This is a genomic window from Cedecea neteri (genome assembly GCF_000758325.1).
Classification (GTDB): domain Bacteria; phylum Pseudomonadota; class Gammaproteobacteria; order Enterobacterales; family Enterobacteriaceae; genus Cedecea; species Cedecea neteri_B.
Genome location: NZ_CP009459.1, coordinates 441,396 through 467,322, shown reverse-complemented (window position 1 = coordinate 467,322; position 25,927 = coordinate 441,396). Strand labels below are relative to the sequence as shown.

Sequence of the window (25,927 nt, the reverse complement as noted above, 5' to 3'; positions counted from 1 at the left end):
GGCGGATAGCTCAGGCTCATCCGCCTTTTTTATATTCTAGCCACCATCTCCAGTGCGTCGCTGTCCAGGAGCCAATCGCGCGAATTGATCCTCAGCATTTCCATAAAAGTTGTTCCCGCAGTGGAAAGTCGCCCAAGGCTGGGGCATACGATGTTCACGCTGGTTGCCGGCAACACTTCTTTGAGCGTGAGTGGACGAAGGTTTTTTTCATAACCTGGAAAGCGCAGCCTGACCGATGTCCACATGCTGACAATGGGGGCCTGCTCCATCATGCGCGCCATAATCCACGGGGAAGAACAGTGAACAATCGTCGGTGGCAGCGGCAGGTTATAGCGGCGAAAAACCTGGCCCAGAATGGAGTGCTCTCCTGGTTCATCCCAGTCCAGCCAGGGAAATTGCATCAGACTTTTCAGCGTTGTGGTGTGGGTAACGGGGTGATGTTCGCCGGCAATAATGGTATTGCTCAGTGCGTAGAGTGTCTCGTGATAAAACGTACCGATGGGCGTTCCGCTGGCACTGGTCATTACCGCCATATCCAGCCTCTGATTCGCCAGCGCATCCAGAATCTGGTGCGGTCTGCCTTCCATCGCGGTTAGCTTCACGCCTGGGTATCGTGTCTGATACTGACTCATTGTGGTACAGAAGGGGCCGTAAGAGGCGGCGGAGGTAAATCCAACGCGCAACTGGCGCATTGCTTTCCCGAGCAGATTGTCTATTTCATCTCTTGCCTGATGTAACGATCGATCAATATCTCTGGCATGGCGCAGCAGCACTTGCCCATACTCATTCAACGTCACGCCCCGTGATGAGCGTTGCAAAATTGGCATGCCGATTTCAGTTTCCATCTCATGAATGGTCTTGGAAATGGCAGGTTGAGTGAGATGCAGGGCTCGGGCTGCTTTACCAATGCTGCCTTGTGCGGCAACTTCTAGTAATACATCTAACTGATTTAATTTGATTTTCATTTGTTACCCCGCCGTATGTCACCGCCATAGTGCAAAAAATGTGCTTTCAGGATAGGAAGAATATAACCAAAGGCATAACTAATTTTTATGTTTGCGATGTTCTTTTTTTATGCAGATAGTCGAATCACTCCCCGGAGTAACAACACACCATGCAAAAAATAATTAGAAGGAAGTGAGCATGAAATCATCTGCCAGTTCTGCCTCTACGGCCAGCGGGTTGATAGCCGTGATGCCGCCTCAGAGCCGCCCTGTGGAAGAGCAGACCAGCGCTAAGTCGCTGGTGGCCGTGACATTGGGAAACGGATTAGAAATCTATGATTTCGCGGTGTACAGCTTCTTTTCGGTCATCATTGGTCACCTCTTTTTCCCCTCCAGTAATGATTATGTTTCTTTGCTGCTGGCGGTCGCGACTTTTGGCGTCGGTTTTGTCATGCGCCCTTTGGGGAGCCTGGTGCTTGGCAATTATGCAGACAAACATGGCCGCCGTTCAGGAATGACGTTGATCCTCGGGCTGATGGCAGTTGGTGTCATGCTGGTGGCGTTTGCGCCAACTTACAGCCAGGCCGGGATTGTGGGGCCAGTGGTGCTGATAGCCGGGCGTTTGCTCCAGGGTTTTTCTGCCGGAGGAGAAATTGGCGCGGCAACCAGCTGGCTGATGGAGGCCGGGGATAAATCCCGCCGCGGGCAACGTGTGAGCTGGCAGATGACCAGCCAGGGGGGTGCCGCGCTTTTTGGTGCGGCCATAGGCGCGGGGTTGAGCCATTATCTCAGTGAAGAAGCCCTGTACGATTGGGGCTGGCGCGTCCCCTTTATTCTGGGCCTGGCGATCATGCCCATTGGCATGTACATCCGACGTCACCTGCCGGAAACCCATCATACTGAATCGGCTCCCCAGAAGGAGAATTCGGCAAAAACGCTCTGGCGGGAACATCGCCGCGCGCTGTTGCTCGGCATTTTGCTGATAATGAAAGGCACAACAACGTTTTACATTATTATTTATTACATGCCTGCCTATATGGTGAACACACTGCATATGCCGGCGGCAACCTCCTACTGGATCAGCCTGACGGCAGCGCTTATGACGCTCCTGATCCCCTTTTTTGCCGGAAAGCTGGCGGATCGCCTGCCCCGACGTAAACCGATCATGGCTATCTGTTTTACCGTGTCGCTGGTGCTGATTTGGCCGATCTTCGCGTCTATCCTTAACGGCATGCCGTTGTTTATCACTATCGCGCTAATTGCTGTCGATCAGGTGCTCGCTAATGTTTGCACTGTGGTGCTGTTTTTGCTGCTGCTCGAAGCATTCCCGCAAAAGGTTCGTGCCTCGGGTATCGGTATAGTTTATGCCGTTGGCGTAACGCTGTTTGGCGGCTTTGCGCAATTTAACGTGACCTGGTTACTTAAAGTGACGGGGCAGCCGATGACGCCGGCCTGGTATCTGATTTTTTGCTCTTTCGTTTCGCTGGCGGCGCTGCTTGCCTGGCGGGAACGGAAAACGCTACCCGATGCTTAATACAAGGAGCTACCTATGTTGATTAAAGAGATTCTGGATCGTGAAGAAGAGATGATCGCCATTCGACGCGATTTTCACCAGCACCCGGAACTGGGTTTTGAAGAGTTTCGCACCAGCGATCGTATTGCTGAGCTGTTGACGGGCTGGGGTTACGAAGTACATCGCGGATTAGGAGGTACCGGGGTAGTTGGGACGCTAAAAGTGGGTAGCGGCGGTAAAAGATTGGGGATCCGCGCCGATATGGATGCGCTGCCGATGCAGGAGCAAACAGGGCTGCCGTGGGCAAGCCAGATCGAAGGTAAAATGCATGCATGTGGGCATGACGGACACTGTGCCATTTTGCTTTCGGCGGCCTGCTATCTGGCGGAGAAGAAGCCTTTTAATGGGACGTTACACCTGATCTTCCAGCCCTCTGAAGAAAAGATCGGCGGTGCTAAGCGCATGATCGACGACGGCCTGTTCAGGCTATTTCCGTGCGACGCGGTGTTTGGCCTGCATAATTTCCCCCTGATCCCCGCCGGGCAATTTGTGACAAAACCAGGGGCGTTAATGGCATCTTCTGACAGTCTGACGATCACTCTGGAAGGCAAAGGCGGGCATGGTTCGATGCCGGAGCACTGTATCGATCCTACCGTCGCTGGGGCATCTATTGTGATGGCACTGCAGACCATAGTCTCTCGTAATATCGATCCTCAGGATTCTGCGGTGGTTACGGTGGGCAGCCTGCAGAGTGGCACAACGCACAACATTATTCCTCATAGCGCCGTGCTGAAACTGAACATGCGTGCCTTTAAAAAAGAGGTGCGTGAGGCGCTCAAACAAAGGGTTGAGACTCTCGTCCACGCTCAGGCGGAAAGTTTTGGCGTGAAGGCCAATATTGAAGTGGATTTTGGCTATCCGGTGACGATAAATAACGAAGCGCAAACGGCCTTTGCGCTTCAGGTTGCCCGGGATACATTCGGCCCAGATAAAGTCGCTGACCCTCAGGAGGTTAAGAGCATGATGGGCAGCGAGGATTTCTCTTTTATGCTGGAAGAAGTGCCGGGTTGTTATATCTGGCTGGGAACGGCGACGGGGAAAGACGACTACTCGGTACATCATCCGCTGTATCAGTTTAACGATGCTTGTATTTCTGTAGGCGCAACATACTGGGTCCGGTTGAGCGAGGCATTTTTGCGCTGAGCATTTCCCCCTGGCGCTTTCCTTTGCGGGAGCGCCAGGGGGATGGGGATTACTCGGCGTCTTTCGGGACTTCGCGGTTTTCCAGTTCGGTCAGACGCTGCTCCAGCAGAGCCAGTTTCTCGCGGGTGCGCAGTAGCACCTGAGTTTGCACGTCAAACTCTTCGCGGCTCACAAGGTCAAGACGGGTTAACTGAGACTGAAGGATCTGGCGTACTTTCTTCTCCACATCATCCCCGAACTCACGAATCCCTTTCGGCATTGACTCATGGACCTGGCGGGCGATTTGTTCAATTTTTTTCGGGTCAATCATAGCGGCTTCCATTATCTGGCGAGTAATAAGGCTAATTGTAATGCCTGATTGCCAGGGGATAAACTGGAAATGTTGCCTGTGTAATCGTTGCCCATAAAAATGATTAGCGCTATAGTGAACCTGCTTATTCTCAGGGCGGGGCGAAACTCCCCACCGGCGGTAAATCAGCGAACGCTGAAAGCCCGCGAGCGCTTCAGGCTTTGCCTGAAGGTCAGCAGATCCGGTGTAATTCCGGGGCCGACGGTTAAAGTCCGGATGGGAGAGAGTAACGATCACGTCAGGCCCTGGCCTGCCCGCGTTATTTTTTTAGCTCCTAAGACTGCCCTGATTCTGGTAACCATAATATTAATGAGGTTTTTATTACCATGAATCAGACGCTACTTTCTGCATTTGGCACCCCGACTGAGCGCGTTGAGCGTGCTCTTGATGCGCTTCGCGAAGGCCGTGGCGCCATGGTTCTCGACGATGAAAATCGTGAGAACGAAGGCGATATGATCTTCCCGGCTGAAACCATGACCGTGGAGCAAATGGCGCTGACCATTCGCCACGGGAGCGGCATTGTCTGCCTGTGCCTGACCGACGAACGCCGTAAACAGCTCGACCTGCCGATGATGGTCGAAAACAACACCAGCGCTTTCGGCACCGGGTTTACCGTGACCATCGAAGCAGCTCACGGCGTGACAACCGGGGTTTCCGCAGCCGATCGTCTGACCACCGTTCGTGCGGCGATTGCCGACGGCGCTAAGCCGAGCGACCTGCACCGCCCTGGTCACGTTTTCCCACTGCGTGCGCAGCCGGGCGGCGTGTTAACTCGCGGTGGCCACACCGAAGCCACTATCGACCTGGTTTCTCTGGCAGGTTTCAAACCTGCGGGTGTGTTGTGTGAACTGACCAACGACGACGGCACCATGGCGCGCGCGCCGGAGTGCATCGAGTTTGCCCGCAAACACAATATGGCGGTTGTGACCATCGAAGATCTGGTGGAATATCGCCAGGCGCAAGCGCGTAAAGCTAGCTAAAAAAGTAAAGCCCGGTCAGCGCGATCGGGCTTTTGTTTTTCATTCCCTTCTCGCTGTTTTCGTCTTTTCAGACCTGTTCAAAATTTCTGATGATCATCATCATGCTTATCTGAGTTCTTCCCACAAAAATTGGGCGTAATCTGTGTGTATTGAATCTTAGCCATTTAAGGACACCATCATGACAAGCCCACGTATGCCCGCGCTGTTCCTTGGCCACGGTAGCCCGATGAACGTGCTGGAAGATAACCGCTATACCCGCGCCTGGGCTCAGCTTGGCGAAACGCTGCCGCGGCCAAAAGCGATTGTGGTGGTGTCGGCCCACTGGTTCACCCGTGGAACGGGCGTGACCGCGATGGAAACGCCGAAGACGATCCACGACTTTGGTGGTTTTCCGCAGGCGCTGTATGACACGCATTACCCGGCACCCGGCTCGCCTGAGCTGGCGCAGCAACTGGTTGATCTGCTGGCACCGACGCCGGTGGCGTTAGATAAAGAAGCATGGGGCTTTGACCACGGTTCGTGGGGAGTGCTGATCAAGATGTACCCGAACGCGGATATCCCGATGGTGCAGCTGAGTATCGACAGCACGAAGCCGGCAGCCTGGCATCTGGAGATTGGCCGTAAACTGGCCACGCTCCGCGACCAGGGGATTATGCTGGTGGCGAGTGGTAACGTGGTGCATAACTTGCGCACGGCACGCTGGCACGGCGAAAATACGCCTTACCCCTGGGCCGAGTCGTTTAACGATTATGTTAAAGCGAACCTGACCTGGCAGGGGCCTGCGGAGCAGCATCCGCTGGTGAACTATCTCAGCCATGAAGGCGGTTCCCTGTCTAACCCGACGGCGGAACACTTCCTGCCGCTGCTTTATGTCCTGGGCGCATGGGATGGCAAAGAGTCGATCACGATTCCGGTCGACGGAATAGAAATGGGTTCGCTGAGTATGCTGTCGGTTGTGGTGGGATAAACAGAAAAGCGCCCAATGGGCGCTTTTTTAATGCTCTATTCCACAAAGATATGCGGATAGAAACGGGAAAGATCCTGCGTAATAAGTTCGCGATCCTCACGAATCCCGATCCCGGCAGGCTGATCGTTAATAAGCCAGCTGCCAATCAGCGTATAGCTGTCGCCGAATTTAGGTAGCTGATAGAACTGCTGGACGATCATGCCTTCTTCACCGTATGGCCCGTCAACGCGCGCGATCTCCTGGCCATTCTCGATGATCTTCACGTTGGCGCCTTCGCGGGAGAAGATCGGCTTCACGACGTATTTTTCCATCGGCGGGAAGTTATCTTCGGCGAAATAAGCCGGCAGCAGGTTAGGGTGGCCCGGGAACATCTCCCACAGCATCGGCAGCAGAGCTTTGTTGGAGATAATGCTTTTCCAGGCCGGCTCCAGCCAGCGGACGCCCGCATCTTCCAGCTTGGTGGAGAACATCTCACGCAGCATGAATTCCCACGGGTAGAGCTTGAACAGGTTGCTGATAACCTGATCCTGCAGATCGGTAAACTGGCCTTTCTCTCCAAGACCAATTTCCTCAATAAAGAGGAACTCGCTCGCGACGTCTGACTCAGCGGCGCAGTCCTGCAGATATTGCACGGTGCCGCGATCTTCTACCGTATCCTGGCAGCAGGCAAAGTGCAGCAGATTGAAGCCATGCTGCTGCTTCAGCTCGGCGAAACGCTCGATCAGCTTTTCCTGCAGGCTGTTGAACTGGTCTGCGTCTGCGGGCAGCTTGCCCGCAGCCACCTGATCTTCAAGCCAGATCCACTGGAAGAAGGCCGCTTCGTACAGCGACGTTGGCGTATCGGCATTATTTTCCAGCAGCTTGGGTTCACCCACTCCGTCCCACGCCAGATCCAGACGGGAATAAAGGGAAGGCTGCTGGCTGCGCCAGGACTGGCGAACAAATTCCCAGGTGTGTTTCGGAATGCGGAAACGGGCCATCAGCTCGTCGCTGGCCACCACCTTTTCCACAACCTGCAGACACATTTGATGCAGCCCGGCGGTCACCTCTTCCAGGCGTTCAACCTGAGCCAGCGTGAGCTTGTAATAGGCGTCTTCACACCAGTACGGCTCCCCGTACATGGTGTGAAAATTGAAGCCGTATTCCGTGGCTTTTTCGCGCCAGTCCGGGCGCTCAACAATAGAAACTCTTTCCATGATTTATCAGCCGCCCATTGAACGGCTGCTGCCGGAGGTGGCGCTGCTGCGCTGCATGGTGGATTGCTTGGCCACTGACTCACCAAAGCCGCCGCGAGTCACCGTTGAAGTGGTCGCAGGTTTTGGTGCCATCGCGCTTTTCGGGACGGTTGTCGTCCTGCCTGGGGTGGCCGCGCCGTAGCTCTTACCGCTGGCATCGGCGTACTTGCCGTAAGCCGGGCTGGCCGGGTTTTTTGAGGTAAACAGCGGCTGCTGCGCAAAGCCCGCACCGCCGCCCATCAGGCGACCCATCATGTAGCCCGCCATCAGCGGCATCCAGAAGCTGCCGCTTTGCTGCGGTTGAGCCTGAGCCTGGCTTTCACCGGCAAGACTTGCCTGAGCTGGCGCTGGCTGGCACTGGCCTTCGCCAAACTCGGCCACGCAGGCTTCTCGGGAAGCGTACTTCGGTGCGGTGCGCTCGGCTTCTTTCAGCGCGTTATTATAGGCGGTGGTACATTCCGCGCTTTTGCTCGGGTTCGCCTGTGAGCAGTCGTCCGCGTTTTGATACATTGAGACGGTTTCGTCGCTTTGTTCACAGCCGGCCAGCATAAAGACGGCGGTGACAGCCAACGCCACCGGCGTTAAATGGCGTGCGTTCCAGCTTTTGCGGAACGATGAATGATTTATATTTTTTGTCCGTTTCATTTAATCAGTCCTGAGCCCAGTAGGTTTGGTGCTAAGGATAGGGGATGAGCGGTTGAAATTGAAGCGATGTAGGCCTGTTGGCAGGAGATCTTTACGTTGCCTTACGTTCAAACGCGAGGCAGAAAAAAAGGGGCGTAAAAATACGCCCCTTTCGTTGGCATTCCAGCGATTAATTAGCGAATGGGTTCGCTTTTTTCCCGCTGGTGGCCGCTGCCGGAGTGGCATGAGTCGCTTTAGTGGATGCGGCTGCTGGCGTAGTGTTGTAGCCGTCAGCGCGGGCATCCTGTTCTGGGGTTTCCGGGGCAACGCTGTCCGCGGAGGTTGAAACCGGTTTGCCCAGGGTATTGTTCAGCGCAATCAGATCCTGCTCGTTCAACGTACCCAGCGCTGATTTAATATTCAGCTGGTTAATCAGGTAGTTATAACGTGCGCTGGAGAGTTGCTGCTTGGCGTTATACAGCGTGGTGGTCGCATCCAGCACGTCAACGATAGTACGGGTACCCACTGAGTAACCGGCTTCCATCGCATCCAGGGAGCTTTGTGCAGACACAACGGCCTGTTTATAAGCGTTGATGGTGCTGATAGAGGCATTCACGTTGTTGAAGGAGGAACGCACGGTCTGTACGACGCTGCGGTGTGCGCTTTCCAACTGCTCGCTGGCACCCACAAAGTTGTACTGAGCTTGTTTAACCTGAGAGTTAACCTGGCCACCCTGGTACAGCGGCAGCGAGAAGCTCAGGCCAACCTGGTTCTGCCCTTTGTAGCTGTTGTCATACGCCGAGTTATTCGCGGTTTTTGAACCGTTATAGCTGGTGTTAGACACGCCGCTGGACGCGTTCAGGCTCAGGGTTGGCAGATGGCCATCTTCAGCCAGGCGAATTTGTTCGCGGGCCAGATCCTGGCTCAGGCGAGCCTGAAGCAGGCTCAGGTTGCGTTTTTCAGCGTCTTTCAGCAGGTTGTTGACCGCATCTGGTTTGGTGGTTTTGAAACCGTCTACGTTCAGAGAAGCGAGGCTCAGATAGTCGTTGCCGGTGACCTGACGCAGTGATTCCACCGCGTTGTCCAGATTATTACGGGCGGTAACTTCGTTCGCCAGCACGGTGTCGTACTGTGCGCGGGCGTTTTGTACGTCAGTGATGGCAACCAGACCGACGTTAAAGCGCTGAGTGGTTTGATCCAACTGGCGATAGATGGCCTGTTTCTGCGCTTCAGTATAAGAAAGCGCGTCAATGGCGCTCAGCACGTTAAAATAGGCTGTGGCCGTGTTCAGGATCAAAGACTGCTGATCGGTCTGGAAGCTGACGTCCTGAATCCCCGCGGTTTTTTCCTGCAGGCTCAGGGCGCGCCATTTTGACATATCAAAAATGGTTTGCGTCAGCTGTAACGTTGCGCTGGTCGTGTTGGAGTTAACGCCGTTTGCGTCACGAAAACCGTTACCGTAGGTGTAATCTGCACCCAGGCCCAGCTGTGGTAATAATGGGCTGCGTGTTTCATTAATTTTTTCGAATGCGGCGTCACGGTCAGCAGCGGATTTACGCAGGTCCGGGTTGCTGGTGCGGGCCTGTTGATAAACCTGCAGCAGGTTTTCTGCCTGGCTCATGGCGCTGAAACCCGTTAGGCTCAGACCGATAAGAATGGGGAGCAGTTTCTTCATTTGCATTCCTTGTTGTGAAGCAGAATTATTTTGTTTAACGCCGACAGGAGTCAAATATGATCGCCGATTCTACAGATTCCGTCAGCCGGGCAGGTTGGCGTAAAGTGCCATCTACCTTAATTTTCACCAATCTACCACATCAAAATTGAAAGGGCAGTTACGCAGGGTTGAAATCGCCCGGCCAGCGCCCATTTGCCATCAGGACATCATTTATGAATAAGTCAGAAAAGCTTTCGGCTACTTTCGCCAAAAAGGATGTAGAAATTATTGCACGGGAAACGCTTTATCGTGGCTTTTTTTCACTCGATCTTTATCGTTTTCGCCATCGTTTGTTTAATGGCGAAATGAGTGACGAAGTCAGACGTGAAATTTTTGAACGCGGTCACGCCGCGGTGCTGCTACCCTATGACCCTGTGCGCGATGAAGTCGTGCTGATAGAGCAGATTCGTATTGCCGCCTGGGACACAAGCGAAACCCCATGGCTGTTAGAAATGATCGCCGGGATGATTGAAGAGGGCGAAAGCGTAGAAGATGTTGCGCGCCGTGAAGCCGTAGAAGAAGCAGGCCTTGTTGTGGGCCGGACCAAACCGGTTCTGAGCTATTTAGCCAGCCCCGGCGGCACCAGCGAAAGGTTGTCTATTTTAGTCGGCGAAGTGGATGCCACTCAGGCCAACGGTATTCATGGCCTGGTGGAAGAAAACGAAGATATTCGTGTTCATGTGGTCAGCCGGGAGCAGGCTTACCAGTGTGTCGAAGAGGGGAGCATCGACAACGCGGCGACGGTCATCGCTTTGCAATGGCTGCAGCTGCATTATGAGCAACTAAGAAAAGAGTGGAATCACTGATTATGAAGCGCTATACCCCTGACTTCCCCGAAATGATGCGTTTGTGCGAAACCAACTTCGCGCAGCTGCGCCGTCTGTTGCCAAAAAATGATGCAGCGGGCGAAACGGTAACCTATCAGGTTAATAGCGCCAGATATAGATTAACTATTTCAGAATCAACGCGTTATACCACCATGGTGGAAATAGAACAAACGCACCCCTCGGTGAGTTACTGGAGCCTGCCGTCAATGTCGGTCAGGCTGTATCACGATGCGATGGTCGCGGAAGTGTGTTCAAGCCAGCAGATCTTTCGCTTCAAAGCGCGATATGATTATCCGAATAAAAAGTTGCATCAACGCGACGAAAAGCATCAAATTAACCAGTTTCTTGCTGATTGGCTGCGCTACTGTTTAGCGCATGGAGCAATGGCCGTGCCTGTATATACCTAGCTTTTTAGGGTCGAGGACGGTTAACGGCACAACGCCCTGAATAATGGATGGTATTGATACCCTGAATGAATCGAGCTGCCGCCTGGATATCAGCAGCTTAAGTGTGGTGGGTAGTAAGTGTGCGTGAAACCTAAGGACACCATTTGGAAAGCCTGTTAACCCTTCCTGCGGCCGATGGAGGCCGAATCAGGATATTGCAAATAACCGATACCCATTTGTTCGCCGGAAAGAACGAAACGCTGCTCGGTATAAATACCTGGAAGAGCTATCAGGCGGTACTGACCGCCATTCTTGCCGAACAGCGTGCCTGCGACTTACTGGTGGCAACCGGGGATTTGGCCCAGGATCATAGCGTGGAGGCTTATCAGCACTTTGCTGAAGGGATCTCCCGCATTTCTGCGCCTTGCGTTTGGCTACCGGGTAATCACGATTTTCAGCCAGCAATGTTTAACGCTCTGCAGGAAGCGGGTATTTCCCCGGCCAAGCGCGTTTATATCGGCGATCGCTGGCAAATTTTGCTGCTGGACAGCCAGGTCTTTGGCGTCCCCCACGGTGAACTGAGCGACTATCAGCTGGAATGGCTTGAGCGTCAGCTGGCTGCGGCTCCGGAGCGCCACACGTTACTTTTACTGCATCATCACCCTCTTCCTGCCGGCTGCAGCTGGCTGGATCAGCACAGCCTGCGCAATGCTGCCGCACTGGATGCCGTGCTTAAGCCGTGGCCGCAGGTGAAAACGCTGCTTTGTGGGCACATTCATCAGGAACTGGATCTCGACTGGAACGGCCGTAGAATGCTGGCCACGCCTTCGACATGCGTCCAGTTCAAACCACACTGCGCAAATTTCACGCTCGACACCATTGAGCCGGGTTGGCGCTGGCTCGATCTTTACCCTGACGGCAGCCTGACGACGGAAGTTTGCCGTTTGCAAAGCGGTAAATTCAGTCCTGACACGGCTTCTGAGGGTTATTAATGCCTGCGTTACTGTATTTGCACGGGTTTAATAGCTCTCCGGCCTCCGCAAAAGCAACCCGTTTTAAGGCATGGCTGGCCCAGCATCATCCTGAAATTGAGATGATTGTGCCTCAGTTACCGCCTTACCCGGCAGAGGCCTCCGAACTGCTGGAGTCGCTGGTGCTTGAGCGGGGAGGAGAGCCTCTGGGCATCGTGGGGTCTTCCCTCGGTGGCTATTACGCAACCTGGCTTTCGCAATGTTTCACCTTGCCTGCGGTGGTGGTTAATCCGGCCGTTCGCCCTTTTGAGCTGCTGGTGGGTTACCTTGGTAAAAACGAGAACCCCTACACCGGGCAGCAATATGTGCTAGAGTCACGCCATATTTACGATCTAAAAGTCATGCAGATTGACCCGTTGGACGCGCCAGACTTGATTTGGCTGCTGCAACAAACGGGCGATGAGGTGCTTGATTACCGCCAGGCCGTAGCCTACTACGCGCTCTGCCGCCAGACGGTGAAACCCGGTGGCAATCATGCCTTCACGGGCTTCGAAGATTATTTCACACAGATTGTCGACTTCCTCGGCTTGCGCTGAGGCCTGACGGCCGATTTCCTGTTTCGCTATCTGAATGAATAAACCATGACGCAATCCTATAATGCCGATGATATAGAGGTACTCACCGGGCTTGAGCCTGTTCGCCGCCGTCCGGGGATGTACACTGACACCACTCGTCCTAACCATTTAGGGCAGGAAGTCATTGATAACAGCGTGGATGAGGCGCTGGCAGGTCACGCTAAGCGCGTGGATGTCATCCTTCACGCCGACCAGTCGCTGGAAGTCATTGATGACGGGCGCGGGATGCCTGTTGATATCCATTCCGAAGAGAAGGTTCCGGCCATTGAGCTGATCCTTTGCCGTCTGCATGCGGGCGGTAAATTCTCGAATAAAAACTACCAATTCTCCGGCGGCCTCCACGGCGTAGGGATCTCTGTAGTTAACGCCCTTTCCAAACGCGTTGAAGTGACCGTCCGCCGTGACGCTCAGGTATACAGCATCGCTTTTGAAAACGGCGAGAAGGTGCAGGATCTGGAAGTGATTGGCACCTGCGGGAAGCGCAATACCGGGACCAGCGTGCACTTCTGGCCGGATGAAAGCTTCTTTGACAGCCCGCGCTTTTCCGTTTCACGCCTCAGCCATCTGCTGAAAGCGAAAGCTGTACTGTGTCCTGGGGTCGAGATTACCTTTACCGATAAGGTGAATAATACCGAGCAGCGCTGGTGCTACCAGGACGGCCTGAACGACTACCTGTGCGAGGCGGTGAATGGCCTGATTACCCTCCCGGAAGCGCCATTTATTGGCAATTTTTCGGGCGATACCGAAGCCGTTGACTGGGCGCTGCTCTGGCTGCCGGAAGGCGGCGAGCTGCTGACGGAAAGCTACGTAAACCTGATCCCAACTATGCAGGGCGGTACTCACGTGAACGGCCTTCGTCAGGGGCTGCTCGATGCAATGCGTGAGTTCTGTGAATACCGCAATATTCTGCCGCGCGGCGTGAAGCTCTCAGCGGAAGATATTTGGGAGCGGTGCGCCTATGTGCTGTCGGTCAAAATGCAGGATCCGCAGTTTGCTGGCCAGACGAAAGAACGTCTCTCTTCGCGCCAGTGTGCAGCCTTTGTTTCCGGCGTAGTGAAGGATGCTTTCAGCCTGTGGCTGAATCAGAACGTGCAGGCGGCAGAACAACTGGCCGAGCTGGCCATTTCCAGCGCTCAGCGCCGTATGCGCGCCGCGAAGAAGGTTGTGCGTAAAAAGCTGACCAGCGGGCCGGCGCTGCCGGGTAAACTGGCGGACTGTACCGCGCAGGATTTAAGCCGGACCGAACTTTTCCTGGTGGAAGGGGACTCGGCGGGCGGCTCCGCGAAGCAGGCTCGCGATCGTGAATACCAGGCGATCATGCCGCTGAAAGGGAAGATCCTGAATACGTGGGAAGTTTCTTCTGACGAAGTGCTTGCCTCGCAAGAGGTCCACGATATTTCTGTGGCGATCGGTATCGATCCGGACAGCGAAGATCTGAGCCAGCTGCGCTATGGCAAGGTCTGTATCCTTGCGGATGCGGACTCCGATGGTCTGCATATTGCCACGCTGCTGTGCGCACTCTTTGTGCGCCATTTCCGGGCGCTGGTGAAAGGTGGCCATGTTTACGTGGCGATGCCGCCGCTTTACCGCATCGATCTGGGTAAAGAGGTTTATTACGCGTTGGATGAAGAAGAAAAAGCCGGCGTGCTGGAACAGCTTAAGCGCAAGAAAGGCAAGCCAAACGTGCAGCGCTTTAAAGGCTTGGGTGAGATGAACCCGCTTCAGCTTCGCGAGACCACGCTTGATCCGAATACCCGTCGCCTGGTTCAACTGACTATCAGCGATGAAGACGACCAGCGTACGCTGGCGACAATGGATATGCTACTGGCCAAGAAGCGTTCTGAAGATCGCCGCAACTGGCTGCAGGAAAAAGGCGACATGGCCGATATCGAGGGCTAAACGTTTTCTCCAAAACGTAAAAGGGATGGCTCAGGCCATCCCTTTTTGCATTCTCAGATGCCAGTTACTTCACGGCTTCTTCGAGAATGCGGATATGCACTTCCAGCACGTCGTCTTTTACGCGAGCGCTATGCTCTTTCATGTGTGTCGTCTGAAGATGGGCTTCCAGATGCGCAACACTTTCCCATTTTTCCAGCATGAAGATGGAATCCGGAGCGGTTGTCTGGAACGCGACCTGGGCGTTATGATCGACCAGCGGCGCGTAGCCGTGGCAGCCTTCTTCCTGCAGCACGGTTGGAATAATTTTCTCAAACGCTGCAATTACCGCCTGGCGATGGTGTGACCCAGGACGTGTGCGAATTTCTGCAATCACTGTCAGCATGACTAGCTCCTTATGTTATCCGGCAAACAGTTAAGCAAAAATACCAGCCAGATGCTTGCGATATTCTGCTACATAATGTGGCACATCAGGTGCTTTGATGACGTCATTAGCGATAAAGGTTGGCAGCCCTTCCATGCCCAGGAACTGGTTAGCCTTGTGGAATGGAAGATAAACGCCGTCCACGCCAACGCCATGGAAAAACTGATCTTTTTCGGTGAAAGCTTCTAAAGGTGCGTTCCAGGTCAGGGACATCATGTAGGTTTTGCCCTGAATCAGGCCGCCGGAACCATATTTTTTAGAAGCGTCTGAACGGGTACGGCCGTCGCTGGCATACAGCGAACCGTGGCCTTCGGTGAACACATCGTCAATGTACTTTTTGACCGTCCACGGGGCGCCCATCCACCAGCCCGGCATCTGCCAGATGATGCTGTCTGCCCAAAGGAATTTCTCAACTTCCGCTTTAACGTCATATTCGCTGTCTGCGCGGGTGACCTGAACATCATGCCCGAGGTCGCGCAAATAGCTTTCCGCGACTTCGGTCATGGTGTCATTAAGCTGGCCGTTGGAATGGCCGAATTTTTTACCGCCGTTAATAATCAGGATGTTGCTCATCGTTAGACCTTAAATAATTACGTTTGCCAATCATTATAATGAGCGCCTTGCTGTGTAAAAATGACCAAAATGTGCAAAGACTTTTGCTGCGCGAGCAATAATCCAGCTGAGATTTCTCAGTTCCAACGGATGCGAACCCTAAAACCCCCGTCTTCTGCGTTGCCAAAAGTGGCCTGCATACCGTGTAAGGTTGCAATTCGACTGACGATAGATAACCCGAGTCCGCTGCCGGTTTTTAGCTGCCCGGGTGGGCGAAAGAAGCGTTCCCCCAAAGAGGCAAGATATTCAGGAGTTACGCCAGGCCCGTTGTCGATAATCTCAAGCTCATTTTCCTTTAGCGTGACGTTCACAACGCTGCCTGCAGGGCTGTAGCGGGTGGCGTTATCGAGAACATTGCGTAGCATCAACCCGAGCAAAAGTGGCTGGCCACGGCGAATCACCGGCTGCTCCAGCATCTGCAGGCGGATATCAATGTGTTCTCGCTGAGCCCCGTGCCAGGCTTCCATCACGCTTTCCTGAAGCAGCGTCTGCAGTGACACATCTTGCACATCATTAAGTTCCGCCAGAGAGTCCAGCCGGGAAAGCGTCAGTAGTTGCTCAACAAGGCGGGAGGCGCGGTCAATGCCCTGGTGAAGTTGGTTCAGTGCCTGATCTCTGACTGGAGCATCATCTTCGGCCAGTTGAGCCACTTCGGCCTGTACTTTCAGGGCCGCAAGCGGGGTACGGAGTTCGTGTGCGGCATCGGACGTAAAGCGCCTCTCACGCTGCATAAATGCTTCTGTACGCTCAAAGAGCTGATTTAAGGCATCCACAAGCGGCCTGACTTCCAGCGGGAGCGGCTGAGTCTCGAGTCTGCTGTTGTCACCGGGGGGACGACGCTGTAGTTTTTGCGCCAGTTTACGCAGCGGGGCCAGCTCTCTGCTGACTAACCAAATCAGCAGGACCAGCATCAGCGGCAGTGCTATTAGCCAGGGCGTGAGCTGAGCAGAAACGATATCCAGAGCCATGTCGTTCCTGTAGTCCCATTCCTGGCCGACCACAATACGATAATGCCCGTCAGGCGTTGTCAGCCAGACCAGACGCCACAGATCGTCATCATCCACGAGTTGCCCATCAGTAAACCCGTCCCTACGCCATGAATAGTTCAGCCCTTTACCGCTGTCGCCGTCATTGAGCACAAGTCTGCCCTCAGTGGTAAAAATGGCGAAGGCTAATGTGTCATCATCGAGTTTACCTCGATGTTTTTTCAGAATGTTTTTACTGCGAGGAAGCTGTGGCTCGGCGTTGTTTGCGCCATCGAAATCCAGCGTGCTTAGCCGCTTAGCAAAAAGCAGTTGTTGGGTATCGAAGAGCTTGTTGAGCGATTTACGGGCTTCATACCACGCGGCGGCACTGGCAAAGGCTGCTGCTGCAAGGGTCAGCACTATAAAGCCTACGGTCAGGCGTGTGCGTAAGCTTTTGGTCAACGTTCTCAGCATGCATCACCTAACGTATAGCCGATACCGTGTACGGTACGAATAAAGCTGCTGCCCAGCTTTTTGCGGAGATGATGGATGTGAACTTCAAGGGCATTACGCGAGACTTCATCGTCCCAGTTATAGATTTTTTCCTCAATTAACGTGCGTGGCAGTACGCGCCCGGCGTTCCGCATGAGTAACTCGAGTAAAGCGAATTCCTTAGGCTTCAACTGCAAGGGCTCACCGTTAAGAGATACCGTATGGTTTGCTGGAGAAAGCACGACATTTCCGTAGGTCAGCTCTGGCTGAGCGTGGCCGTGCGCCCGGCGGATGAGCACTTGCAGCCGAACCGCGACTTCTGTGAGTGCGAAAGGTTTGCAAAGGTAGTCGTCCGCCCCCAGTTGCAGCCCTTCAATCCGTTCGTCCAGCGAGTCCCTGGCCGTTAAGATCAGCACCGGTTCGTTGTGGCCTTCTTTTCTCCAGGCACGGAGGATATCCAGACCATCCATGCCCGGAAGGCTGAGATCCAACACCACGGCGTCATAGGGGGCGAGGCTAAGTGCCGCTTGCCCCTGAACCCCATTGTTAAACCAATCAACCGCAAACCCCATTTTGATCAACCCGGCTTTAATACCGTCGCCAATCAGCGTGTCGTCCTCAATAAGTAACAAGCGCATGGCGCACTCCTTGTTGCTGCCGTTAAGACGTGAAGTAAATACCCGAAGCCCTTACGTGTACAGCAGAAAAGCCCACGGCTTCGGCAATGGCCGCATATTTATAATAAAAACATCTCGAGTGATGGGGATTAAGATCTCGCTAAGATTTGGGCGTTTTAATAGGGACCAGGAAACGAAAGGAGAATTACATTATGAAAAAGACAGCCGCTTTATTTGCCATTATTGCCTTAACTTCAGCCCCTCTCTTTGCCGCGCAAACGGGCGGATTTGTTGACCCGAACGCGCCTGTTCAAACCCAGCCAATGCAGCAGGGAGGGTTTATTGGCCCGATGGGGAATAAAACCACGGTAAAACAGGCTAAGACCTATTCCGACGATACCTGGGTAACGCTGACCGGGAAAATCGAACAGCGTATTGGGGGCGATCACTATATCTTCCGCGATGCGACCGATAGCATCAACGTGGATATCGATCACAAACGTTGGCAGGGCCTGACCGTAACCCCACAAGACACCGTCGTTATTCAGGGTGAAGTCGATAAAGACTGGAACTCAGTGGAAATCGACGTGAAGCAAATTAGCAAACTTAAATAACGTAAAAATGCGGCAAGCTTTCCCGGGTTGCCGCTTCGTATAAAGCTATTCATCGCTATGACTCAACAGGCCAGATAAGGTACTATCGGCGGCAATTACGCCGATTGTGGCCACAATCGGTTCGTCAGTTTGAGGATGAATGAGCAATGAGTGATTTGACTCATGATGGTGCTGAGCGTCTTGCGCTGCACGAATTCACGGAAAATGCGTATCTCAACTATTCCATGTACGTCATCATGGACCGCGCCCTGCCGTTTATCGGCGACGGGCTCAAGCCGGTCCAGCGTCGAATCGTATATGCGATGTCTGAGCTGGGGCTAAACGCCAGCGCAAAATTCAAAAAGTCAGCCCGTACCGTGGGTGATGTGCTGGGTAAATACCATCCGCACGGCGACAGCGCCTGTTATGAAGCGATGGTGTTGATGGCGCAGCCGTTCTCTTACCGCTATCCGCTGGTGGATGGGCAGGGGAACTGGGGCGCGCCGGACGATCCTAAGTCATTCGCTGCAATGCGTTATACCGAATCTCGCCTGTCGAAGTACGCGGAGCTGCTGCTTAGCGAGCTCGGGCAGGGAACGGTAGATTACATCCCGAACTTTGACGGAACGCTGCAGGAGCCAAAAATGCTGCCTGCGCGTTTACCGAACATCCTGCTTAACGGCACTACCGGCATTGCGGTAGGGATGGCGACAGACATACCTCCGCATAACCTGCGTGAAGTCGCCCAGGCCGCCATAACGTTGATTGACCAGCCCAAAACGACGCTGGACAGCCTGCTGGATATTGTTCACGGCCCGGACTATCCGACTGAAGCTGAAATCATTACGCCGCGAGAAGATATCCGCAAAATTTACCAGAACGGGCGCGGTTCAGTCCGCATGCGTGCGGTATGGCGTAAAGAAGACGGTGACGTTGTGATTACTGCGCTGCCACACCAGGTGTCAGGCGCTCGCGTGCTGGAACAGATTGCCAGCCAGATGCGTGCGAAAAAGCTGCCGATGGTTGAAGATCTGCGCGACGAGTCGGATCATGAAAACCCGACCCGACTGGTGATTGTGCCTCGTTCCAATCGCGTGGACGTTGAGCAGGTCATGAATCACCTGTTCGCGACCACCGACCTGGAAAAAAGCTATCGCGTTAACCTGAATATGATTGGCCTCGACGGTCGCCCGGCGGTGAAAAACCTGCTGGAGATCCTCAGCGAGTGGCTGGTTTACCGCCGTGACACGGTGCGCCGTCGCCTGAACTACCGTCTGGAAAAAGTCCTTAAACGCCTGCATATCCTTGAAGGTTTGCTGGTGGCGTTCCTCAATATCGACGAAGTGATCCATATCATTCGTACCGAGGATGAGCCGAAACCGGTGCTGATGTCTCGCTTCGATATCAGCGAAACGCAGGCCGAAGCCATCCTTGAACTGAAACTGCGCCATCTCGCCAAACTGGAAGAGATGAAGATTCGCGGCGAGCAGAACGAGCTGGAAAAAGAGCGCGATCAGCTGCAGGGGATTCTCGCGTCCGAGCGCAAAATGAACACGCTGCTGAAAAAAGAGCTGCAGTCAGATGCCGATACCTACGGCGACGACCGTCGCTCTCCACTGCATGAGCGCGGTGAAGCGAAGGCGATGAGCGAGCATGACATGGTGCCGTCTGAACCGGTAACTATTGTGCTGTCGCAAATGGGATGGGTGCGTAGCGCCAAAGGCCACGATATTGACGCGCCGGGCCTGAGTTACAAAGCGGGTGACAGCTACCTGGGGTCTGCCAAAGGTAAGAGCAATCAACCCGTGGCGTTCATTGACTCCACCGGGCGAAGCTACGCGCTGGATCCTATCACGCTGCCGTCAGCGCGTGGTCAGGGTGAGCCTCTGACCGGTAAGCTGACACCACCACCGGGGGCGACGGTTGACTATGTGCTGATGGCTGCAGACGATCAGAAGCTGTTGATGGCTTCGGACGCAGGCTATGGCTTCGTCTGTACCTTTAACGACGTTGTTTCCCGCAATCGTGCGGGTAAAACGTTGATTTCCCTTCCTGATAACGCCCGCGTTCTCCCTCCGCTGGAAATTCACAGCGCAGACGACATGCTGCTGGCTATCACCGCCGCCGGGCGCATGCTGATGTTCCCGGTGAGTGACCTGCCGGAACTGTCGAAAGGCAAGGGCAACAAAATTATCTCTATCCCGGCAGCCGAAGCGGCGAAAGGTGAAGATAAGCTGGCACATCTGTTTATCCTGCCGCCGCAGAGTACGCTGACGCTGCACGTCGGGAAGCGTAAAATTAAGCTGCGCCCTGAAGAGCTGCAGAAAATTACCGGTGAGCGAGGCCGCCGCGGGACGCTGATGCGTGGCCTGCAGCGTATCGACCGCGTAGACGTCGATTCCCCAATGCGGGCTGGAGCTGGAGACAGCGAAGAATAATCCGGGGTACGGCGGCAGCGTTGCCGCCGTCCGGTGTGTTTTACGCTAAAGCCGATATACTTATCAACGGCTTCGGCTCATGAGGTAGTTATGCTAGCGATTGTACGTTTTATTATTGTCGTTATTTACTGCATCCTGGTATGCATCTTTGGTTCAATTTATTGTCTGTTTAGCCCGCGCAACCCGCGCCATGTGGCGACTTTTGGGCACCTTTTCGGGCGTCTGGCACCGGTATTTGGCCTCAAGGTTGAAACTCGCTTACCTGCCGGAGCAGAAAACCATCCCACCGCGATTTACATCGGTAACCATCAGAACAACTACGATATGGTGACGGCCTCAAGTATTGTGCAGCCGCCGACGGTGACGGTTGGGAAAAAAAGCCTGGTGTGGATCCCGTTTTTTGGCCAGCTTTACTGGCTGACGGGCAACCTGTTGATCGACAGGGATAACCGGGCAAAAGCCCACGGCACTATCTCTCAGGTTGTCGAGCAGATTCGCAAACGCAATGTTTCTATCTGGATGTTCCCGGAAGGGACCCGCAGCCGTGGCCGTGGCCTGCTGCCGTTTAAAACTGGCGCGTTTCATGCCGCGATTGCCGCTGGTGTGCCGATTATTCCGGTGTGCGTTTCCAATACCAGTAATAAAATTAAGCTAAACCGTTGGAACAACGGATTGGTCATCGTCGAAATGCTGCCGCCAATTGATACCAGCGCTTATGGGAAAGATCAGGTCCGTAAGCTGGCCACTGACTGTCGGGAACTGATGATGGCCAAAATCGACGAACTCAATCAAGAAGTTGCCGCGCGTGAAGCTGCCGGCAAAGTTGAAAAGAATCAGGCGAGTTAAATGCCGCCTTTGGCGGTACGGTTTGTATCGCCTCTCGTTATTCAGTTTTACATGGAGCAATTATGTCACTCAGTCGGCGTCAGTTTATTCAGGCATCCGGGGTTGCGCTTTGTGCCGGCTCGGTGCCGCTGAGGGCAAACGCGGCAGGGCAGCAGCAGCCTTTACCTGTCCCCCCTCTGCTTGAATCTCGTCGCGGCCAGCCCTTATTCCTGACGCTGCAGCGCGCCCACTGGTCATTTACCGGCGGCGCGAAGGCACCCGTTTGGGGCTTTAACGGGCGCTATATGGGGCCAACCATTCGCGTCTGGAGCGGGGATGACGTGAAGATGATATACAGCAACCGTCTGCAGGAAAATGTGGCGATGACGATTGCTGGCCTGCAGGTGCCGGGTCCGCTGATTGGCGGCGCTGCACGTATGATGTCGCCAAACGTAGACTGGGCGCCCGTTTTACCTATTCGCCAGCGAGCCGCCACGCTGTGGTATCACGCCAACACGCCGAATCGCACCGCAAGGCAGGTTTACAACGGTCTCGCGGGGATGTGGTTAATTGAGGATGAAGTCAGCAAATCTCTGCCAATCCCTAACCATTACGGCGTGGATGACTTCCCGATCATTATCCAGGACAAACGGCTCGATAACTTCGGTGCGCCGGAATATCAGGAGCCGGGCAGCGGCGGTTTTGTTGGCGATACGCTGCTGGTGAATGGGGTGCAAAGCCCGTACGTGGAAGTGTCCCGCGGTTGGGTACGCCTGCGCTTATTGAACGCCTCAAACTCGCGTCGCTATCAGCTGCAAATGAGTGATGGGCGCTCCATCGCGGTGATTTCCAGCGATCAAGGGTTCCTGCCGGCACCCGTTTCGGTCAAGCAGCTGTCGCTGGCGCCGGGAGAGCGGCGAGAAATTCTGATCGACATGACCGAAGGCAAAGAGGTCTCGATTACTGCCGGTGAAGCTGCGGGGATCATGGATCGCATTCGTGGTTTCTTTGAGCCGTCGAGCATTTTGATCTCCACGCTGGTGTTAACGCTGCGGCCTACAGGGCTGCTGCCGCTGGTAACCGACACGCTGCCAATGCGCCTTCTGCCGGAAGAGATTATTGGCGGTAACCCAACGCGCAGCCGTGAAATCACCCTCGGTGACGATCCGGGCATTAACGGCCAGTTGTGGGACATGAAGCGGATTGATATTCAGACTCAGCAGGGCACCTGGGAACGCTGGACGGTGCGCGCCGACACGCCGCAGTCTTTCCACATTGAGGGCGTCAGTTTCCTGGTGCGCAACGTCAACGGGGCTTCGCCGTTCGGGGAAGATCGCGGCTGGAAGGACACCGTGTGGATCGACGGGCAGGTTGAGCTGCTGGTCTACTTTGGGCAGCCTTCCTGGGAGCATTTCCCGTTCCTCTATTCCAGCCAGACGCTGGAGCTTGCCGACCGCGGCTCCATCGGTCAGTTGCTGGTTCAGCCTGCACCGTAGTTTTACCCTCTCCCTGACCCTCTCCCTACAAGGGAGAGGGGATAGCTGCGATGATTAATTACGCTTTGTCCTGCTACTCATCTCCTTATTGCTGTAAGGAGAGGGGACAGTCCGTAGCCTCATGCTGACTCTTTTCCCCCTCGCCCCTTTGGGGAGAGGGCCGGGGTGAGGGGCATAAAACACCGAATAACCCTTCAAAAAATACTGCTAATAGGCGTATAATCGCCGCCCTTTTGTTCATTTCTACATCATCTCTTCGGAAATTCTATGAGCGTCAAAAGCCTGATCCAGCCGGATCGCGAACTCTTTTCATGGCCTCAATACTGGGCCGCCTGTTTTGGTCCGGCCCCGTTTTTACCCATGTCCCGCGCGGAGATGGATGAACTCGGCTGGGACAGCTGCGACATCATTCTGGTCACCGGCGACGCCTATGTGGATCACCCCAGCTTCGGGATGGCCATCTGTGGCCGTATGTTAGAGGCTCAGGGTTTCCGCGTGGGTATCATTGCTCAGCCGGACTGGTCTTCTAAGCAAGACTTTATGCGACTCGGTAAGCCGAACCTGTTCTTTGGCGTGACCGCCGGGAACATGGACTCGATGATCAACCGCTACACGGCGGATCGCAAGCTGCGCCATGATGACGCCTATACGCCGGATAACGTTGCGGGTAAGCGTCCCGATCGTGCTTCTCTGGTCTACACCCAGCGCTGTAAAGAAGCGTGGCGTGATGTGCCGGTGATCCTCGGCGGCATCGAAGCGAGCCTGCGGCGTACCGCGCACTATGACTACTGGTCTGATACCGTGCGCCGCTCGATTCTGGTGGATGCTAAAGCCGATATGCTGATTTTCGGCAACGGTGAGCGGCCACTGGTGGAAGTGGCGCATCGCCTGGCCAACGGTGAAGATATTGCAGATATTTGCGATGTGCGTAATACCGCTATTATGCGCAAAGAGGCGATGCCCGGCTGGGCAGGTATAGATTCCACCCGGCTTGATACACCAGGAAAAATCGACCCTATTCCGCACCCTTACGGGGACGATCTGCCCTGTGCCGACGGCAATAAACCGAAGGACACGAAAGCGGATGAAGTCAAAGCTGTTACCGTACAGCCGCCGCGACCCAAGCCGTGGGAAAAGACCTATGTCCTGCTGCCGTCTTTTGAGAAGGTGAAGGCCGATAAGGTAATGTACGCCCACGCGTCGCGGATCCTGCATCATGAAACTAACCCCGGTTGCGCCAGAGCGCTGATGCAAAAGCACGGCGATCGCTATATCTGGATCAACTCCCCGGCAATCCCGCTTTCTACCGAAGAGATGGACAGCGTGTTTGCGCTTCCTTACCAGCGTGTGCCTCATCCTTCCTACGGCAAGGCGCGTATTCCGGCCTATGAGATGATCCGCTTCTCGGTGAACATTATGCGCGGCTGCTTCGGCGGCTGCTCTTTCTGCTCAATCACCGAGCACGAAGGCCGCATTATCCAGAGCCGATCCGAAGATTCCATCATCAGTGAAATCGAAGCGATGCGCGATAGCGTGCCGGGCTTTACCGGCGTGGTGTCCGATCTCGGTGGCCCAACCGCCAATATGTATATGCTGCGCTGCAAGTCGCCGCGCGCGGAGCAAACCTGTCGCCGCCTGTCGTGCGTTTATCCGGAAATTTGCCAGCATATGGACACCAACCATCAGCCGACCATCGATCTCTACCGCCGTGCCCGCGATCTTAAGGGCGTGAAGAAGATCTTAATCGCCTCCGGCGTGCGCTACGATCTGGCGGTAGCCGACCCACGCTATATCAAAGAGCTGGCTACTCACCACGTAGGCGGTTACCTGAAAATTGCCCCAGAACATACCGAAGAAGGGCCTCTGTCGAAGATGATGAAGCCGGGGATGGGCAGCTATCATCGCTTTAAAGAGTTGTTCGATACCTATTCGAAGCAGGCTGGCAAAGAGCAGTATCTGATCCCATACTTTATCTCCGCGCACCCGGGAACGCGTGATGAGGACATGGTGAATCTCGCGCTGTGGCTGAAACAGCACCGGTTCCGCCTCGATCAGGTTCAGAATTTCTATCCGTCGCCGCTGGCTAACTCCACCACCATGTATTACACGGGCAAAAATCCGCTGAGCAAGGTGAGCTACAAAAGCGAGGATATCGTCGTGCCTCGCGGTGACCGCCAGCGCCGCCTCCATAAAGCCCTGCTGCGCTATCATGACCCGGCGAACTGGGCGCTGATTCGCGAGGCGCTGGAGGCGATGGGTAAAAAGCACCTGATTGGCGGCAGACGTGAATGCCTGGTGCCTGCCCCGACCCTGGAGGAGATGCGTGAGGCCCGCAGGCATGCTCGTCATGCCCGCCCGGCGCTGACGAAGCACACCCCGCTTGCGCACCAGCGCCGTCCGGCAGCAGCAGGAAAGAGGAAGCCGCATGTGAAGTAACGGCGTGCTTTCATGCCGCTGTCATTTTTTTCTGCGACAAAGAGAAGTGGGAACTCCTGTCCGCCGGGTCTGGTGTTAAGCTGCCCGGCGGCCTCTTTGCTGAAATGAGAAATGAACATGTCTAACCCGCTGTACGTTTTTGACCTCGACCATACCCTGATAGACGCCGATTGCAGCACCCTCTGGAGCCGCTTCCTTTCCCGCGAAGGACTGATAAAAGATCCCGATTATCTGGCCAAAGAGCACAAGCTGATGCTCGATTACCAGCGTGGTGAAATGAATATTCACGAATACGTTGGCGTCACGCTGGCACCGCTGGCCGGCATGACGATTGCCGATGTCGATACGCTGGTGGCCCGCTGCGTAGAAACTGATGTTCTGCCGCTGGTTTACCCGGAAGCGAAGCGCCTGATTGAGCAACTGCACGCTCAGGGCCAGCAGATGATGATTATCTCCGCGTCAGTCAGCCTGCTGGTAAAGGCCATTGCGCCGCGGCTGGGCATTGAACACGCCATCGGTATCGACCTGGTGACCGGCAATAATGCCTACACCAGCGTGATAAGCGGCGTGCCGAGCTATCAGGCAGGTAAAATCACCCGTCTGAAGGAGTGGCTGGCGGTGAACTCGGAATACAGCGGAGAGCTGACGTTTTATACCGACTCTATCAACGACCTACCGCTCTGCCTTGAGGCCGATAAAGTGCTGATGGTAAATCCATGTCAGAAACTTGCGGCGCAGGGCGCTCGCTATGGCTGGCAAACGCTGAGCTGGGCTTTATAGCGAAA

24 protein-coding genes and 1 riboswitch are annotated in these 25,927 nt (G+C 54.6%); of the genes, 15 read left to right on the top strand and 9 right to left on the bottom strand.

Translation table 11 applies throughout. The annotated features are described in order from the left end of the window. Nucleotides 1–29: 29 nt before the first annotated feature. The gene (locus LH86_RS02210; RefSeq protein WP_039298000.1) at nt 30–965 is read right to left on the bottom strand and encodes a LysR family transcriptional regulator; all 936 of its coding nucleotides are present in this window, start codon (nt 963–965) and stop codon (nt 30–32) included. A 178-nt stretch (nt 966–1,143) separates the two neighbouring features. On the opposite strand from LH86_RS02210, the gene LH86_RS02205 reads away from it, so the two are divergent. Together LH86_RS02205 and LH86_RS02200 are read left to right on the top strand one after the other, a co-directional pair. After that, nucleotides 1,144–2,478 carry an MFS transporter gene (locus LH86_RS02205; protein ID WP_039297999.1) on the top strand — a complete coding sequence of 445 codons (1,335 nt, stop codon included), beginning with the start codon at nt 1,144–1,146 and terminating at the stop codon, nt 2,476–2,478. 15 nt (nt 2,479–2,493) lie between these two features. Beyond that, on the top strand, nt 2,494–3,660 hold the full coding sequence (locus tag LH86_RS02200; protein ID WP_039297998.1) for a M20 aminoacylase family protein: 1,167 nt from the start codon (nt 2,494–2,496) through the stop codon (nt 3,658–3,660). Between the two features lie 49 nt (nt 3,661–3,709). Here the strand turns inward: LH86_RS02200 and ubiK are convergent, their stop codons facing one another. Next, a complete protein-coding gene (ubiK, locus tag LH86_RS02195) occupies nt 3,710–3,970 on the bottom strand; it encodes a ubiquinone biosynthesis accessory factor UbiK (RefSeq protein ID WP_039296297.1) in 261 nt (86 codons plus the stop codon). A 122-nt stretch (nt 3,971–4,092) separates the two neighbouring features. Next, nucleotides 4,093–4,241, top strand: a riboswitch (FMN riboswitch). 94 nt (nt 4,242–4,335) lie between these two features. Between ubiK and ribB the strand changes: the two genes are divergently transcribed. Together ribB and ygiD are read left to right on the top strand one after the other, a co-directional pair. Continuing rightward, the gene (ribB, locus tag LH86_RS02185) at nt 4,336–4,989 is read left to right on the top strand and encodes a 3,4-dihydroxy-2-butanone-4-phosphate synthase (RefSeq protein WP_008460907.1); all 654 of its coding nucleotides are present in this window, start codon (nt 4,336–4,338) and stop codon (nt 4,987–4,989) included. A gap of 178 nt (nt 4,990–5,167) precedes the next feature. Then, nucleotides 5,168–5,956 carry a 4,5-DOPA dioxygenase extradiol gene (gene ygiD, locus LH86_RS02180; protein WP_039297997.1) on the top strand — a complete coding sequence of 263 codons (789 nt, stop codon included), beginning with the start codon at nt 5,168–5,170 and terminating at the stop codon, nt 5,954–5,956. 35 nt (nt 5,957–5,991) lie between these two features. On the opposite strand, the gene LH86_RS02175 is transcribed toward ygiD, so the two are convergent. The 3 genes from LH86_RS02175 to tolC all read right to left on the bottom strand — a co-directional run bounded on the left by LH86_RS02175 (nt 5,992) and on the right by tolC (nt 9,490). Then, nucleotides 5,992–7,152, bottom strand: a complete 1,161-nt coding sequence (locus LH86_RS02175) for a glutathionylspermidine synthase family protein (protein WP_039297996.1) — start codon at nt 7,150–7,152, stop codon at nt 5,992–5,994. A gap of 6 nt (nt 7,153–7,158) precedes the next feature. Further along, nucleotides 7,159–7,836, bottom strand: a complete 678-nt coding sequence (locus LH86_RS02170) for a DUF1190 family protein (protein ID WP_008460913.1) — start codon at nt 7,834–7,836, stop codon at nt 7,159–7,161. Between the two features lie 169 nt (nt 7,837–8,005). Continuing rightward, the gene (gene tolC, locus LH86_RS02165; protein WP_039297995.1) at nt 8,006–9,490 is read right to left on the bottom strand and encodes an outer membrane channel protein TolC; all 1,485 of its coding nucleotides are present in this window, start codon (nt 9,488–9,490) and stop codon (nt 8,006–8,008) included. A 212-nt stretch (nt 9,491–9,702) separates the two neighbouring features. Between tolC and nudF the strand changes: the two genes are divergently transcribed. The 5 genes from nudF (at nt 9,703) to parE (ending at nt 14,247) form a co-directional block, all read left to right on the top strand. Continuing rightward, complete coding sequence (nudF, locus tag LH86_RS02160) at nt 9,703–10,335, top strand: ADP-ribose diphosphatase (RefSeq protein ID WP_039297993.1); 633 nt, start codon at nt 9,703–9,705, stop codon at nt 10,333–10,335. 2 nt (nt 10,336–10,337) lie between these two features. Next, nucleotides 10,338–10,763 (top strand): DUF1249 family protein, encoded by a 426-nt coding sequence (locus LH86_RS02155; protein ID WP_039297991.1) that lies wholly within the window; start codon nt 10,338–10,340, stop codon nt 10,761–10,763. Nucleotides 10,764–10,906: 143 nt separating this feature from the next. Next, a complete protein-coding gene (cpdA, locus tag LH86_RS02150; protein ID WP_039297989.1) occupies nt 10,907–11,734 on the top strand; it encodes a 3',5'-cyclic-AMP phosphodiesterase in 828 nt (275 codons plus the stop codon). After that, nucleotides 11,734–12,309, top strand: coding sequence for an esterase YqiA (yqiA, locus tag LH86_RS02145; protein ID WP_039287825.1), 576 nt, complete (start codon nt 11,734–11,736; stop codon nt 12,307–12,309). The genes cpdA and yqiA overlap by 1 nt, the downstream gene beginning before the upstream one ends. A gap of 45 nt (nt 12,310–12,354) precedes the next feature. After that, nucleotides 12,355–14,247, top strand: coding sequence for a DNA topoisomerase IV subunit B (gene parE / locus LH86_RS02140; RefSeq protein WP_008460924.1), 1,893 nt, complete (start codon nt 12,355–12,357; stop codon nt 14,245–14,247). Nucleotides 14,248–14,311: 64 nt separating this feature from the next. On the opposite strand, the gene LH86_RS02135 is transcribed toward parE, so the two are convergent. The 4 genes from LH86_RS02135 to qseB form a co-directional block, all read right to left on the bottom strand. Then, nucleotides 14,312–14,629, bottom strand: coding sequence for a putative quinol monooxygenase (locus tag LH86_RS02135; RefSeq protein WP_039297987.1), 318 nt, complete (start codon nt 14,627–14,629; stop codon nt 14,312–14,314). 30 nt (nt 14,630–14,659) lie between these two features. After that, a complete protein-coding gene (locus tag LH86_RS02130; RefSeq protein WP_039297985.1) occupies nt 14,660–15,241 on the bottom strand; it encodes an NAD(P)H-dependent oxidoreductase in 582 nt (193 codons plus the stop codon). A 116-nt stretch (nt 15,242–15,357) separates the two neighbouring features. Continuing rightward, nucleotides 15,358–16,719 carry a quorum sensing histidine kinase QseC gene (gene qseC / locus LH86_RS02125; protein WP_039297983.1) on the bottom strand — a complete coding sequence of 454 codons (1,362 nt, stop codon included), beginning with the start codon at nt 16,717–16,719 and terminating at the stop codon, nt 15,358–15,360. Further along, the gene (gene qseB, locus LH86_RS02120) at nt 16,713–17,375 is read right to left on the bottom strand and encodes a quorum sensing response regulator transcription factor QseB (RefSeq protein ID WP_039297981.1); all 663 of its coding nucleotides are present in this window, start codon (nt 17,373–17,375) and stop codon (nt 16,713–16,715) included. The genes qseC and qseB overlap by 7 nt, the downstream gene beginning before the upstream one ends. Nucleotides 17,376–17,566: 191 nt before the next feature. Here qseB and LH86_RS02115 point away from each other — a divergent pair, with 191 nt between their 5' ends. The 6 genes from LH86_RS02115 (at nt 17,567) to LH86_RS02090 (ending at nt 25,922) form a co-directional block, all read left to right on the top strand. Then, complete coding sequence (locus LH86_RS02115; protein ID WP_039297978.1) at nt 17,567–17,968, top strand: YgiW/YdeI family stress tolerance OB fold protein; 402 nt, start codon at nt 17,567–17,569, stop codon at nt 17,966–17,968. 146 nt (nt 17,969–18,114) lie between these two features. After that, nucleotides 18,115–20,385 (top strand): DNA topoisomerase IV subunit A, encoded by a 2,271-nt coding sequence (gene parC / locus LH86_RS02110; protein ID WP_039297977.1) that lies wholly within the window; start codon nt 18,115–18,117, stop codon nt 20,383–20,385. A 90-nt stretch (nt 20,386–20,475) separates the two neighbouring features. Beyond that, nucleotides 20,476–21,231 (top strand): 1-acylglycerol-3-phosphate O-acyltransferase, encoded by a 756-nt coding sequence (locus tag LH86_RS02105; RefSeq protein WP_008460931.1) that lies wholly within the window; start codon nt 20,476–20,478, stop codon nt 21,229–21,231. Between the two features lie 62 nt (nt 21,232–21,293). Further along, on the top strand, nt 21,294–22,706 hold the full coding sequence (gene ftsP / locus LH86_RS02100; protein ID WP_039297975.1) for a cell division protein FtsP: 1,413 nt from the start codon (nt 21,294–21,296) through the stop codon (nt 22,704–22,706). A gap of 267 nt (nt 22,707–22,973) precedes the next feature. Then, entirely contained in the window at nt 22,974–25,142 is a 2,169-nt protein-coding gene (locus LH86_RS02095) for a YgiQ family radical SAM protein (protein WP_039297973.1), read from the top strand. Between the two features lie 117 nt (nt 25,143–25,259). Then, on the top strand, nt 25,260–25,922 hold the full coding sequence (locus tag LH86_RS02090) for an HAD family hydrolase (RefSeq protein ID WP_039305850.1): 663 nt from the start codon (nt 25,260–25,262) through the stop codon (nt 25,920–25,922). Nucleotides 25,923–25,927: the final 5 nt, after the last annotated feature.